The 13,599-nt window shown below is 59.0% G+C and carries 15 protein-coding genes; 5 read left to right on the top strand and 10 right to left on the bottom strand.

From position 1 onward, the window contains the following. Positions 1–137: 137 nt before the first annotated feature. Complete coding sequence (gene rpsT, locus OC71_RS05325) at positions 138–410, top strand: 30S ribosomal protein S20 (protein ID WP_003228351.1); 273 nt, start codon at positions 138–140, stop codon at positions 408–410. 120 nt (positions 411–530) lie between these two features. On the opposite strand, the gene OC71_RS05320 is transcribed toward rpsT, so the two are convergent. The 5 genes from OC71_RS05320 to rplU all read right to left on the bottom strand — a co-directional run bounded on the left by OC71_RS05320 (position 531) and on the right by rplU (position 4,275). Further along, complete coding sequence (locus OC71_RS05320; RefSeq protein ID WP_003228353.1) at positions 531–998, bottom strand: CreA family protein; 468 nt, start codon at positions 996–998, stop codon at positions 531–533. A 12-nt stretch (positions 999–1,010) separates the two neighbouring features. Next, positions 1,011–2,129 (bottom strand): glutamate 5-kinase, encoded by a 1,119-nt coding sequence (gene proB / locus OC71_RS05315; RefSeq protein ID WP_041065290.1) that lies wholly within the window; start codon positions 2,127–2,129, stop codon positions 1,011–1,013. A gap of 123 nt (positions 2,130–2,252) precedes the next feature. Beyond that, the gene (gene cgtA / locus OC71_RS05310) at positions 2,253–3,476 is read right to left on the bottom strand and encodes an Obg family GTPase CgtA (protein ID WP_041065287.1); all 1,224 of its coding nucleotides are present in this window, start codon (positions 3,474–3,476) and stop codon (positions 2,253–2,255) included. Positions 3,477–3,670: 194 nt separating this feature from the next. After that, on the bottom strand, positions 3,671–3,928 hold the full coding sequence (gene rpmA, locus OC71_RS05305; protein WP_003228360.1) for a 50S ribosomal protein L27: 258 nt from the start codon (positions 3,926–3,928) through the stop codon (positions 3,671–3,673). Between the two features lie 35 nt (positions 3,929–3,963). Then, entirely contained in the window at positions 3,964–4,275 is a 312-nt protein-coding gene (rplU, locus tag OC71_RS05300; RefSeq protein ID WP_003228361.1) for a 50S ribosomal protein L21, read from the bottom strand. Between the two features lie 241 nt (positions 4,276–4,516). Here rplU and OC71_RS05295 point away from each other — a divergent pair, with 241 nt between their 5' ends. From OC71_RS05295 to OC71_RS05285, 3 genes are all read left to right on the top strand, one after another. Continuing rightward, positions 4,517–5,485: a polyprenyl synthetase family protein gene (locus OC71_RS05295; protein WP_041065282.1), complete on the top strand. Its 969-nt coding sequence runs from the start codon at positions 4,517–4,519 to the stop codon at positions 5,483–5,485. A 160-nt stretch (positions 5,486–5,645) separates the two neighbouring features. Beyond that, positions 5,646–5,987 carry a zinc ribbon domain-containing protein YjdM gene (locus tag OC71_RS05290; protein ID WP_041065279.1) on the top strand — a complete coding sequence of 114 codons (342 nt, stop codon included), beginning with the start codon at positions 5,646–5,648 and terminating at the stop codon, positions 5,985–5,987. Positions 5,988–6,193: 206 nt separating this feature from the next. Further along, positions 6,194–6,451: a hypothetical protein gene (locus tag OC71_RS05285; protein WP_008078558.1), complete on the top strand. Its 258-nt coding sequence runs from the start codon at positions 6,194–6,196 to the stop codon at positions 6,449–6,451. 137 nt (positions 6,452–6,588) lie between these two features. Here OC71_RS05285 and OC71_RS05280 read toward each other — a convergent pair whose 3' ends face one another. The 3 genes from OC71_RS05280 to OC71_RS05270 all read right to left on the bottom strand — a co-directional run bounded on the left by OC71_RS05280 (position 6,589) and on the right by OC71_RS05270 (position 8,258). Beyond that, entirely contained in the window at positions 6,589–7,206 is a 618-nt protein-coding gene (locus tag OC71_RS05280) for an FKBP-type peptidyl-prolyl cis-trans isomerase (RefSeq protein WP_003228367.1), read from the bottom strand. A 122-nt stretch (positions 7,207–7,328) separates the two neighbouring features. Then, positions 7,329–7,634, bottom strand: a complete 306-nt coding sequence (locus OC71_RS05275) for a DUF6482 family protein (RefSeq protein ID WP_041065272.1) — start codon at positions 7,632–7,634, stop codon at positions 7,329–7,331. Positions 7,635–7,769: 135 nt separating this feature from the next. Further along, positions 7,770–8,258 (bottom strand): TIGR00645 family protein, encoded by a 489-nt coding sequence (locus tag OC71_RS05270; RefSeq protein ID WP_007963798.1) that lies wholly within the window; start codon positions 8,256–8,258, stop codon positions 7,770–7,772. Positions 8,259–8,432: 174 nt separating this feature from the next. Here OC71_RS05270 and OC71_RS05265 point away from each other — a divergent pair, with 174 nt between their 5' ends. Next, a complete protein-coding gene (locus OC71_RS05265) occupies positions 8,433–10,265 on the top strand; it encodes a hypothetical protein (RefSeq protein ID WP_041065270.1) in 1,833 nt (610 codons plus the stop codon). 6 nt (positions 10,266–10,271) lie between these two features. On the opposite strand, the gene OC71_RS05260 is transcribed toward OC71_RS05265, so the two are convergent. Both OC71_RS05260 and OC71_RS05255 read right to left on the bottom strand, forming a co-directional pair. Continuing rightward, complete coding sequence (locus tag OC71_RS05260; RefSeq protein ID WP_041065267.1) at positions 10,272–10,601, bottom strand: hypothetical protein; 330 nt, start codon at positions 10,599–10,601, stop codon at positions 10,272–10,274. A 323-nt stretch (positions 10,602–10,924) separates the two neighbouring features. Next, complete coding sequence (locus OC71_RS05255; RefSeq protein ID WP_041065264.1) at positions 10,925–13,363, bottom strand: Lon protease family protein; 2,439 nt, start codon at positions 13,361–13,363, stop codon at positions 10,925–10,927. Positions 13,364–13,599: the final 236 nt, after the last annotated feature.

The raw sequence follows: 13,599 nt of genomic DNA, 5'->3' as shown, positions 1-13,599 counted from the left end.
AAATAAATATCCCGCCTCTTTATACCTACCACTTAGCGGAACGTTTCAAGCGCCCTTGACAAGACTTCTCTTCATCGGCATGATTCGCGGCCTATTTTGTTTGCTATTTCCTAAAAAGTCTTTCGAGGAGCTCGACGGTGGCCAACTCACCTTCCGCCAAAAAACGTGCAAAACAGGCTGAGAAGCGTCGCAGCCACAACGCCAGCCTGCGTTCCATGGTTCGTACCTACATCAAGAATGTAGTTAAAGCCATCGACGCAAAAGACGCTGAAAAAGCTCAAGCTGCATACGTTCTGGCTGTGCCAGTTATCGACCGCATGGCCGATAAAGGCATCATCCACAAGAACAAGGCTGCTCGTCATAAGAGCCGTCTGAATGGCCACGTCAAAGCACTGAAAGAAGCTGCTTAATCGACGTAGTCATTAAAAAACCGACCTTAGGGTCGGTTTTTTATTGCCTGCAATTTGATAAACGCAGAGCAAAAAAATGCAGGAGCGAGCAAGCTCACCCCTGCAATTGGTTTTGCGCTGTTACTGCTGGACCGGCACCCACGGCACGATCGGAATTGCGGTTACCGCATTCTGCGGACTCCCTTCGATCACGCGATCGCTGTAGACCAGATACACCAGCGTATTGCGCTTCTTGTCGAGGAAACGCACCACCTGCATGGTCTTGAACACCAGCGACGTGCGCTCCTTGAACACCTCGTCGCCGTCTTTCAACTCACCCTTGAACTTGATCGGACCCACCTGGCGACAGGCAATCGACGCTTCAGCGCGATCCTCGGCCAGACCGAGGCCACCCTTCACCCCACCCGTTTTGGCGCGAGACAGGTAGCAGGTCACGCCGTCGACTTTCGGATCATCGAAAGCCTCGACTACGATTCGGTCATTCGGGCCGACGAACTTGAACACCGTCGACACCTGACCGATTTCCTCGGCCGAGGCCAGCAATGGCAACGCCATCAGCAGACCCAACAATCCTTTTGCCATGCGCATGCGTAATTTCCCTTAGACCAGAATCAGGTTGTCACGGTGAACCAGTTCCGGCTCAGCCATGTAGCCCAGCACGCCGACAATTGCATCCGACGACTGACCAATGATTTTTTGCGCCTCAAGCGCACTGTAGTTAGCCAGTCCACGGGCAATCTCGCGACCATCAGGTGCCACGCAGACCACCATTTCGCCCCGGCGAAAACTGCCCTGAACCAGCTTCACTCCGACCGGCAACAGACTCTTGTGGCCCTGCGACAATGCCGACACCGCACCTTCGTCCAGCACCAGCGTGCCGCGAGTTTGCAGATGCCCGGCCAGCCACTGCTTGCGCGCAGCCAGCATGCCGCGCTCAGGCGACAGCAGCGTGCCGATGCGTTCACCCGCCTTCAAACGATCAAGCACTCGCTCCAGACGCCCACCGACGATGATCGTATGCGCCCCGGAACGCGCCGCCAGACGTGCCGCTCGCAGCTTGGTCTGCATGCCGCCACGCCCCAGCGCACCGCCGGTGCCGCCCGCCACCGCATCCAGAGTCGGATCATCGGCACGCGCCTCATAAATCAGTTGCGCATCGGGGTTATTGCGCGGATCAGCATCGAACATGCCATCGCGATCGGTGAGGATCACCAGCAGATCAGCCTCGACCAGGTTGGCCACCAGCGCTGCCAGCGTGTCGTTGTCGCCGAAACGGATTTCGTCGGTAACCACCGTGTCGTTTTCGTTGATCACCGGGATGACTTTCAGCTCGACCAGTGCACGCAGGGTGCTGCGGGCGTTCAGGTAGCGCTTGCGGTCGGACAAGTCATCGTGAGTCAGGAGAATCTGCGCGGTGTGCCGACCGTGCTCGGCAAAGCTCGATTCCCAGGCCTGCACCAAGCCCATCTGACCGATTGCCGCGGCAGCCTGGAGCTCGTGCATCGCACTGGGTCGTGCGGTCCATCCCAGACGGCTCATGCCGGCAGCCACAGCACCGGAAGACACCAGCACCAGCTCGACACCCGCCTCATGCAAGGCCACCATCTGCTCGACCCAGACACTCATTGCCGCGCGATCCAGCCCTTTGCCATCAGCCGTCAGCAAAGCGCTGCCGATCTTCACGACCCAACGCTGCGCACCTGTCACCTTGCTCCGCATCATCTTCAACCTTAGCTTGAGGGCAGCGCGACCCAGCGCCGCCCATGTCGTTATTTGTGACTTGCGATTTCCAGATACTAAAACGCCGCTCGATTGAGCGGCGCTTAAGTTTACTGCAACGAATCAGTCGCGCACGTAAATGATTTCCGGACCGTCTTCATCATCCACATCTTCTTCGTCCCAGTCATCGTCGCCGATGTCATGGACCGACTTAACGCCACTGCGACGCAGGGCACGCTTGTCGTCCAGCGCCTGCAATTGAGCACGAGCTTCATCTTCGATGCGCTGATCGAGATCGGCCAGCTCTTCCTTGTACGCCGGGTCGTTAGCCAGACGATCGGCACGATCTTCCAGGTAACGCATGATGTCGCGCGTCAGACGCTCGGTGCCTTCTTTGGCGATGGCCGAGATCACGTAGACCGGACCTTCCCACTGCAGACGATCGACGATTTCCTTGACGCGCTCTTCGTGCTCTTCTTCAAGGATCTGGTCGCATTTGTTCAGCACCAGCCAACGATCACGCTCAGCCAGCGAAGGACTGAATTTGACCAGTTCATTGACGATCACTTCAGCCGCGTCTGGTGCACTGCTGTCATCCAGCGGCGCCATGTCGACAAGGTGCAGCAACAGACGCGTACGCGCCAGGTGCTTGAGGAAGCGAATACCCAGACCGGCACCGTCGGAAGCGCCTTCGATCAGACCCGGAATGTCGGCGATGACGAAGCTTTTCCAGCGGTCGACGCTGACCACACCCAGGTTCGGCACCAGCGTGGTGAACGGGTAGTCGGCGACTTTCGGCTTGGCCGCCGACACCGAACGGATAAAGGTACTTTTACCGGCGTTCGGCAAGCCCAGCAGACCAACGTCGGCCAGCACTTTCATTTCCAGCTTCAGGTCGCGCTGCTCACCCGGCTTGCCCGGCGTAGTCTGGCGCGGCGCACGGTTGGTACTGGATTTGAAACGCGTATTGCCCAGACCGTGCCAACCGCCCTGCACTACCATCAGTTTCTGGCCAGCCTTGGTCAGGTCGCCAATCACTTCCTGGGTGGCCGAGTCGATCACGGTGGTACCGACCGGCACGCGCAGGATCAGGTCTTCACCCTTCTTGCCGGTGCAATCGGTGCTGCCGCCGTTGGAGCCACGCTCGGCATCGAAGTGCCGGGTGTAACGGTAGTCGACCAGGGTGTTGAGGTTTTCGTCGGCCATCATGTAGATGGAACCGCCGTCACCGCCGTCACCACCGTTCGGGCCGCCGTTCTCAATGAATTTTTCCCGACGGAAACTCATGCAGCCATTGCCGCCGTCGCCAGCTTTTACGCGGATCGATACTTCGTCTACAAACTTCATAACTCAACGCCTCTCGCCATACGGACGAGCCGAAAAACAATCAAGACATAAGACTCTTGCAAAAATGAGCGCAGCGACCCCAAACCACGACCTGCATCGCACGCCGACAGCCCATACAAACAGTTTTGCAAGAGACTCACCCCACAAACGAAAAAGCCCCGTCGCAAGACAGGGCTCTTCCAGCGATCTCGCGATTAAGCCGCGACAACGCTCACGTAACGACGACCGAAGGCGCCTTTTACTTCAAACTTGATCACGCCTTCGATTTTCGCGAACAGGGTGTGATCTTTACCCATGCCAACGCCGTAGCCAGCGTGGAATTGGGTGCCGCGCTGACGCACGATGATGTTGCCGGCCTTGATGACCTGGCCGCCATACATCTTCACGCCAAGGCGTTTGGCTTCTGAGTCGCGACCGTTACGGGTACTACCACCAGCTTTTTTGTGTGCCATGAGTTCAATTCTCCTAGTGAGGAATTAGGCTGTAATTAAGCCTGAATACCGGTGATTTTGATCTCGGTGAACCACTGGCGGTGGCCCATACGCTTCATGTGGTGCTTACGGCGACGGAACTTGATGATGCGGACTTTATCGTGACGACCTTGGGAGATCACTTCAGCCTTGACGGTTGCGCCAGCAACAACAGGTGCGCCGATGTTCACGTCGTCGCCATTGGCGACCAGCAGAACGCGGTCAAAAGTCACGGATTCGCCAGTAGCGACTTCCAGTTTTTCGATCTTCAGGTATTCACCTTCAGCGACCTTGTATTGCTTACCGCCGGTAACGATTACTGCGTACATGGTATTTCTCCGATAATCCTGCTCACCCAGCTCTTTATAAGAAGAGGTATTGGCTGGCATGGCTGCATGGGGCTGGAACGGCCCAAGTGCAATTGCGTAAGGCAGGTGCTGCCCAGGAAGTTCAGGGTGCGCGATTGTACGCAAGCATCGAGAGTCACGCAAGAGGCCGTCCATCGCGCCTTGACAGGCCCCGGTGTGGGTCCTAGCATGCCGCGCAACCCTTCTGGAGCAACTGTCGCTGATGCAACCCCAAGCTTTCTACCGCGCGGTGGCGGACGATTTTAGCGCCGTCGACGGCATCATCAAGAAGCAGCTGACTTCCCGAGTGCCGCTGGTATCGAAAATCGGCGATTACATCACCTCGGCCGGCGGCAAACGCCTGCGTCCTTTATTGGTGCTGCTGTGCGGCAAGGCCCTGGGTCGCGAAGGCGACGACCTGCGCCTGCTGGCCGCCACCATCGAATTCCTGCACACCGCGACCCTGCTGCATGACGACGTGGTCGACATGTCCGGCATGCGCCGTGGCCGCTCGACCGCCAACGCCATGTGGGGCAACGCTCCGAGCGTGCTGGTCGGCGATTTCCTGTACTCGCGCTCGTTCGAAATGATGGTCGAACTGGGCTCGATGCCGGTGATGAAGATCCTGTCCCAGGCCACGCGCATCATCGCCGAAGGCGAAGTGCTGCAACTGTCCAAGGTGCGCGACGCCAGCACCACCGAAGAAACCTACATGGAGGTCATCCGCGGCAAGACCGCGATGCTCTTCGAAGCCTCGACCCACAGCGCTGCCGCACTGGCCGGTGCCTCCGCCGAGCAGAGCGAAGCCCTGCGCACCTTCGGCGATCACCTCGGCGTGGCGTTCCAACTGGTCGACGACTTGCTGGACTACAAGGGCGACGCCGAGACCCTGGGCAAGAACGTCGGTGACGATCTGGCCGAAGGCAAGCCAACCCTGCCGCTGATCTTTACCATGCGCGAAGGCACGCCGGAACAGGCTGCCCTGGTGCGCCAGGCGATCCAGAAAGGCGGAATCGAAGACCTCGAAAGCATCCGCATCGCCGTGGAAGCCTCGGGTTCGCTGGAGTACACCGCGCAACTGGCCCGTGACTACGTGGCCCGTGCGATCAAGTGCCTCGACGCGCTGCCGGCCAGCGAATACCGCGATGCACTGGTAGAACTGAGCGAGTTTGCGGTCGCCCGCACGCACTGATATCGCTGAAGCAAGATCAAAAGATCGCAGCCTGCGGCAGCTCCTGCACAATCATCTGTAGGAGCTGCCGAAGGCTGCGATCTTCTGCTTTTGGCTCCATCAAAGGCTAAAACCTTATACAATGTGCGACTTTTAGCGATCCACATCCCAAGGAGCCTTAGTGAGCACGTTGCCACCCTGCCCGAAATGCAATTCCGAATACACCTACGAAGACGGTGCCCAACTGATCTGCCCTGAGTGCGCCCACGAGTGGTCGGCCAACGGCGAAACCGAAGTGGCGTCCGATGATGCCGTGAAGAAAGATTCGGTCGGCAACGTCCTGCAGGACGGCGACACCATCACCGTGATCAAGGACCTGAAGGTCAAGGGCACCTCGCTGGTGGTCAAGGTCGGCACCAAGGTCAAGAACATCCGCCTGTGCGATGGCGACCACGACATCGACTGCAAGATCGACGGCATCGGCCCGATGAAACTCAAGTCCGAGTTTGTCAGAAAGGTCTGATCCTGCTGTCAGCCATCCCACGCCCGGCGTGGGATGGAGCTCCGCCCTCTCCCGCTTTGCTCCCGCAGACTCGCGTAATAGCCAGACGCCAGCCGTTTTGACCTTACGCAATCTTTACCCGGAAAAAATCGCATTCCGCCAATAGACGCTTGCTATTTGACGAATAAGAATTATTCTCATTGAAACCTTTCAAGGAGATGAGACCCATGACTTATTTGATCGACGCCTGGCTGGATCGCCCACACCCGTACCTCAGAATCCTGCATCGGGAAACCGGCGAAGTCTGTGCGGTTCTGGAAGAAGAAGCCCTGCATGAGCTGCAGGATCAGGGCGATCTGGACGTCAGCAGCCTGAATTCCAGCGAGCCGCTGGTGCTCAAGGAGCTGGTGCGTAATCTGTTCCTGTTCTGCTATGCCCGGGCCTTGCGCCCGACCCATGAGCTGCATCACAAGATCGAAATATGAGTAGCGCGGTAAAAACTGTGGGAGCCAGCCTGCCGGCGAAAGCGGTGTGTCAGGCAACGAATGAGTTACCTGAAAGGACGCCTTCGCGAGCAAGCCCGCTCCCACATTATTGACCTGTCACCGGGACAGGCCAGGCATTACAGAACGTCCAGCAGCTCGACGTCGAATACCAGAACGCTGTGCGGCGGGATGCTGCCAACGCCTTGAGCGCCGTAAGCCAGTTCGCTCGGCACGTACAGGCGCCATTTGCTGCCGGCGTTCATCAGTTGCAGGGCTTCGGTCCAGCCGGCGATCACGCCGCCCACCGGAAATTCTGCTGGCTGGCCACGATCGTAGGAACTGTCAAACACGGTGCCGTCGATCAGCATGCCGTGGTAGTGAGTACGCACGGTGTCTTCACGGGATGGCTTGGCGCCTTCGCCTTGGGTCAGCACTTCGAATTGCAGACCGGAAGCCAGAGTAGTGATGCCTTCTTTCTTGGCGTTTTCAGCCAGGAACGCACGGCCTTCACCGGCAGCCGCTTCAGCTTTGGCGGCGGCTTCGGCTTGCATGATCTCGCGGATCACCTTGAAGCTGGCGGACATGGCTTCCTGATCGACACGGCTTGGCTTGCCGGCGAATGCGTCGGTCAGACCGGCCAGGATGGCGTCCAGGCTGACACCCGGTGGCGGGTTGTCGCGCAGCTGGTCGCCCAGCTGACGGCCAATGCCGTAGCTGACGCGGGTTTCGTCGGTGGACAGATTTACTTCGGACATGACACTGCTCCGCTGTGCGGACGGCCGCAAGACTTGCCGTGCGTGCACAGCGCGTCCCGGCGCGCCCGGAACCTAAAAGGGCGAGCAGACTAGCACAGATGCCCAGCGATGGCGCGCAACGCCTACAGGGCCGAGCGCCACGCCAGCGGCACTTTCAGGCTTTCATCGACGCTGCCGCCCAAACCGCACATTTCGTCGTGCACCGAGGTGTGGACGAGGTTGAACGGCAGCACCGGAAAGTTATGCAGCAAATCCCGCGCGTGCTCCACCGAACGCAGCTGCAGCATCTGGCCCTTTAGATCACTCAACGGATACGCGGCTCCATGCATCCGCGCCTCGAGCAGATAAATCCCGCCCTCCATGGAGATCAGGTTCAGCTCATCAACCTTTCTGGCGATGGCAAACGCATTCAACTCTTGCAGGTTCATGAAGGCACCTCGTGCGATGGCGAGCCAGGACCTTTACAGGGATATGCCCGCGCGCACCAAAGCACAAGCCACAAACGGCACCGCCCGTCTGTTTCGCAACAGACGGGCGGTGTATTGGCAGCGAGCAATCAATGATCAGTGCTTGGTGAGCTTGTCCAGATAGCCCATCGCAAACGCCGAGATCACGAAGGTCATGTGGATGATCACGTACCACATCAGGTGCTCGGGATCGACGTTCTTGGCGTCCATGAAGATCCGCAGCAGGTGGATCGAGGAAATCGCCACGATCGACGCCGCCACTTTCATCTTCAGCGACGAGGAGTCCATGGTGCCCAGCCAACTGAGCTTCTCTTTGCCTTCATCGATGTTCAGCTCGGACACGAAGTTCTCGTAGCCGGAAATCATCACCATCACCAGCAAACCGCCCACCAGCGCCATGTCGATCAGCGACAGCAGCACCAGGATCAGATCCGATTCGGCCATGGAAAACACGTTGGGAATGACATGAAACACTTCCTGGAAGAATTTCAATGCCAGCGCCAGCAGCCCGAGGGACAGCCCGATATAGATCGGCGCCAGCAGCCAGCGCGTGGCGTACATTGCATTTTCGATAAAGCGTTCCATTGACTCTCACACAATAAGGATTGAAATCGGCGGCGAGTATACCAGCCGACCGTGACAGCCAGAAACGGCCCGGCCCGTACCTCCAATCAGCGCAACCTGCGTGTGTGTATGATTTTTTTTCTGCTACTGTCCAAACCATTGACCGCCTAGCGAAAGTGGACAGGACGACTGGAAATGGATGTGCGATTGCCGTTGAAAACTGCCGGGATTTGCCTCGCTCTGCTGCTGGGCGGCTGCTCTCCCGGCGAAGAGAAAAAAACCTCGGTCAGCCTCGACGCGAAGACGGCAACCTTCGAACATTCACTGGACGCCATCACCGATCCGAAGCTCAAGGACGCCGTGACCGAACTCGGCGGTTCGCTGCTGTTGCTCGAACGCGCGCAACTCAAGCTCGACAGCACACCGCTGAAAACCGTCTACGGCGAAGACACGCTCGGCATCCTCAAGCACTACCCTTCGCCGCAGGCGCTGGTCGATACTTTCATCAACGGGCTGTTCGTGCTGCACAAGGACGCCAGCTCCGACTACCTCACCGACCTGCAGCCAGTGTTCCCGTTCAACCTGAACATTCCCGGCGGTTTTCTGTTTCCGCATGGCGTGGAATGGCAGTCGGTGACCCTGAGCAACAAGCGCGTGATCACCTATCAGCCGGAATGGTCGGAAACCGATCCCGGCATTCAGTTGAGCCCGTCCAGTTCCAATGTCAACAACCCCGATGACCTGACCGTGACCTACCCTTTCATCGAGGGGCTGGACGTCGACAAGAATACACAATCGCAGCCAGTGAGCCTGCAGGGCAACGTCGAAGTCATCACGCCGCGCCGCCTGTTCAGCTTCAACCTGAGTCAGAAGGATGTCGGCCAGACCCGCACCGATGACAACCTCAGCGTCACCCTGCTCAAGCTTGCAAAAAACTACGCCGAAGTCGAATTCAGCAACAGCCTGCCATTGGCCCCCGAGGTCGAGGGGGCGCAGCTCAATCCGTTGATCGTTCAGGCCCGCGACACCACCGGGCAATACCTGGTGCGCGCCGGCTCAATCAATGAGAGCCCGGCACAGGTGGCTTTCTACGAGAAACAACTGGCGCAACTGCAACAGCAGAAAACCTGGAGCGAGGCGCTGGAAAAACAGCTTGAGGACGAACAGCAGGCCTTCACACAGCAGCATCCGCGCCGCTATAACAAGGTCTACTTCAACGGCCCCGTCGATACCCTGGAGGTCAGCGTGCTCGATTTTTCATCGGCGACCGTGACCCGCAAGGCACTGGATTTGCCGGTGCGCACTTTCAGTCAGCACACCACGGAAAAGACCATCCAGCCGCTGGACCCGGACGTAGTGGTCTATGACGATCTGGCGCCGAACTGGCTCAAAGGCGCGAGCCTGACCGAGGAAGCGTTGAAGGCCGGCATCCGCATCCATCAGTCCGTGGAGGATCCGAGCGCCGCGCGCATCGAGTTCTCCCACCGGCGTACCTTCAATGATGAATTGCTCGGCGATGATTTCAGCCCGGGAGAAAGCCCGGTGACGTTCTTCACCGAGAAACGCAGCGGCAAACTCGACGAGCCGATCGAACTGCCACCCGAGGCCTATCAGGTCGATCCGCTGCAAGCGACCATCACTTACGATTTGAACCTGTTCCCGGAAACTCCGGCAATTGCTGTGGGTTCGATGCCGCTGTTTCTGGCGAGCGTCGACAAGAAAACCTACGACGCCAAGGCCCTGCCCAAAGGCCTGGAGATCAAGAACAACACACTGGTGGTGGACCTGAAACGGTTCCCGGCCAACGCCTGGCGTTTCTTCGTCAAGGACGACAGCGGCAACTACCTGAAACAGATTCTCTCGGTCAGCCACGACGCGAGTGCGCAAGGCCCGGCGCTGTTCGGCGTGCATTACTTCTATGGCCGTCCAACGCAGGTGGAGACCTATCAGCGAACTGAACTCAATACCGTGCAATACGGCTTTGAGGTCAAGCTCGACAAGGCGCCGTTGCCCGACACGGCGCGGTGATTGCGCCTAATGGTCGAACACACCGGCCGGACGTCCACGGCCACCGTTGATCTGGCGCAGCTGCGCCTGCAAGTGCAAGCTCCAGATCTGCGGATCATTGGCCAGCTCGTAGCCGTGCATCGTCAGGCTTTCCACAATGGTGTCGAGAATCGACTCGGCGGCGACCGGCCCGTGAAACGGGCCCTGGGCCTTGATGGCGGAGGGTTGTTCGCCGGCCATGCCGGCAGCGAAGAGCAAGGTCCACATGCCGTTATCGCCGGCCAGAGGTTTAATGGCGCATTCGATACGGGTCACAAGACCCAGGCATTGACGGGTGAGGCAGAGGTTGCGCGACATGGCGGCGACCCTCGGTAAAACCTGTATTCAGCCTTCACGCGAAGGCTGTTTCGATCCAGTGATACTGTCGATGTCCTTGAGCTGAGAATAGAAGAAAAGTCCGCCGCGCAAGCCGGATAGAACCAGAAGGCGCCGAATGGTCATTGTGTGAATTCTGACGCCAGAGTAGTGGCACTTTTCCCGAAGATCAGCGCAAAAATCAATCTGAAAAACAACTGTGGGAGCGAGCTTTCTCGCGAATGCGGATGTTCAGGCAACTAAATGTCGACTGGTATGCCGCCTTCGCGAGCAAGCTCGCTCCCACAGGATTTGCTCTAGACTTTTTAAGCTGGTTTGGCTTCTGCCAACGCCTCCTGCGCCAACTCCTTCTCGGCCTCTTTCAGATCCTCTTCACTGATCATCTCGGCAATCACCCGCAGACGCTCGACCACGCGCGCATTGACGCTGCCTTCAGGGAACTGACCGTCAGCATCCGGCTCACCGGCCGGCTCGCCGACCAACAGGCTCAGCGCCTCATCGGCCTGACGCACCGCGTACACGTGGAACTGCCCGGCGCGCACCGCCGCCAACACCTTCTCGTCGAGCATCAGCGTGGCGACGTTGGCCTGCGGAATGATCGCGCCCTGCTCACCCGTCAGCCCACGTGCTTCGCAGAGACGGAAGAAGCCCTCGATTTTCTCGTTGACCCCGCCGACCGCCTGCACTTCACCGAACTGGTTGATGGAACCAGTGATCGCGAAGCACTGCTTGAGCGGGGTTTTCGACAACGCCGAAATCAACGTGCAAGCCTCGCCCAGCGACGCACTGTCGCCATCGACGTAACCGTAGGATTGCTCGAGCGCAATGCTCGCGGAAATCGCCAGCGGGAATTCCTGGGCGTAACGGCTGCCCAGATACCCGGTGAGGATCATCACGCCCTTGGAGTGGATCGGCTGACCCAGGTTGACCTCGCGTTCGATGTCGACGATGCCGCTGCCGCCCGGGTACACCGTGGCGGAAATCCGCGCCGGTACACCGAACGCCGAATCGCCGACTTCCAGCACGGTCAGCCCGTTGCACTTGCCGACCGCAGCGCCGTCGGTGTCGATCAGGATGATCCCGGCGAGCATGTCGTCGAGAATCCGCGCCGATACGCGGCCAGTGCGAGTGGCTTTGGCTTTCAGCGCACGCTCGATGTGCCCGGCGTCGGTCATTTCATCACCGGCCAGATGACGAATGAAGTCCGCCTCGCTGACCAGTTGGAACAGGTCGCCGATACGCGCCGACAAACGCCCCTGATGTTCGGCCAGCCGTGCGCTATAAGTCGCCAGACGCGCCACCGCATCGGCGGTCAGCGGCGCCATGCCTTCTTCCGAAGTGCGGGTTTTCAGCAACTGGGCGAACTGCTCCAGGCTTTCGTCGACCATCGGGATGTCTTCGTCGAAGTCGACCAGCACGCGGAACATCTCCTGGAAGTCCGGATCCAGGTCCTGCAGCGTGTAATACAACTGCCGCGCACCGATGATCACCACTTTGACCTGCAACGGAATGTGCTGCGGATTCAGGGTCACGGTGGCGAAACGGCCCATCTCGCCCAGCGGCGACTCCATCTTCAGTTTGCGCGATTGCAGGGCGCGCTTGAGTGCGTCCCACACGAACGGCTCACTGAGCATTTTTTCCGCTTCAAGAATCAGGAAGCCGCCATTGGCGCGATGTAATGCGCCTGGGCGCAACTGGCGATAAGTGGTGTAAAGCGCACCCTGATCGGTGGTGTATTCAATGCGGCCGAACAGGTTTTCGTAGGTCGGATGCGGTTCGAACACCACCGGCGCACCGCCACTGTGCGGATGACCGACCACCAGGCTCGGCGCGTATTGCTCTTCCAGCAGCTTGCGCGCCACGGCGTCGGTCTTGCTGTCGTCGACCAGTTGCTCGACCACGGTTTTCAGCAGATACACCTGCATCGCTTGCAGGTAACCGCAGACCGCGGCGTTCTCCGCGTACTTTTCCGACAGCGGCGACAGCAACGGCTGCAAGGCCAGGGTGATGGTTTCTTCGTTGAGCTGACGCAGCTGATTGTTCGACTCGCGCTTCCACTGCGGCAGGCTCGCGAGTTCTTCATTCAGCCGCTCTTCGAGGCCGGAGATATCCTCGTGGAAACGCTCGCGCTCGGCTTCCGGCAATTGCGAAAACTCGGCTTCATCCAGCGCCTTGCCTTCGAGCATCGGGGTGAAGGCGATGTTGCTGCTGTCGCGGTACAGGGCGACGTCTTTTTCCAGGGCCAGACGTTCGATGACATCCAGTGCCTTGTCGTAGCGCTGGTTGAAGGCGCGGTCGATGGCGCTTTTTTTCTGCTGGTAGGACGGGTGTTCGAACACCGCCGGAAACGTCGCCAGCAGGTTGTCGATCAAGCCGTTGATGTCACCGATGAATGCGCTCGCCGTACCCGATGGCAGCTCCAGCGCGCGGGGTTCGCGCGGCTCATCGAAGTTGTTGACGTAGACCCAGTCCGCCGGGGTCTGCAGGCGTTTGCCTTCGGCCTTCAGGTAGCGTTTGACGAATGAGAAGCGACCGGTGCCCGGTTCGCCCATGACAAAGACGTTGTAACCGGGGCGGGGCATGGCCACACCGAACTGCAAGGCTTCGACCGCACGTTCCTGGCCAAGCACACCGCGAAAGGGCTCCAGATCATTGGTGGTAGTGAAGCTGAACTGTTCAGCGGAAAACGGACGGGTCAGCGCTTCGGGCGCTAGACGCAAGCTGGCAGCAACAGGATCAGGCATCGGGCTTCCTTAACAATCAGGCGGGGCAGATAGCGGCATTCTGGCGCTGCCCGTGCCCCACTGGCAAGGCGCGCCATGCGACAAAGCATAGACAAGCGCCGAGCCGCGCGGCCCGCCCCGTGAATCCGGGGATTTCAACGAATAATCAGCAAAAAATCACGGAACCACGGGAACGTGCCTAAACTCCAAACTGCGCGGCTGGAACTAATAACCGGCCCACTGGCTTCAAAAGGGTC

This window comes from Pseudomonas sp. W15Feb9B, from assembly GCF_000828175.1.
Classification (GTDB): Bacteria; Pseudomonadota; Gammaproteobacteria; order Pseudomonadales; family Pseudomonadaceae; genus Aquipseudomonas; species Aquipseudomonas parakoreensis.
The sequence above is the reverse complement of the archived record's forward strand: the minus strand, read 5'-3'. Positions and strand labels throughout refer to the sequence as shown.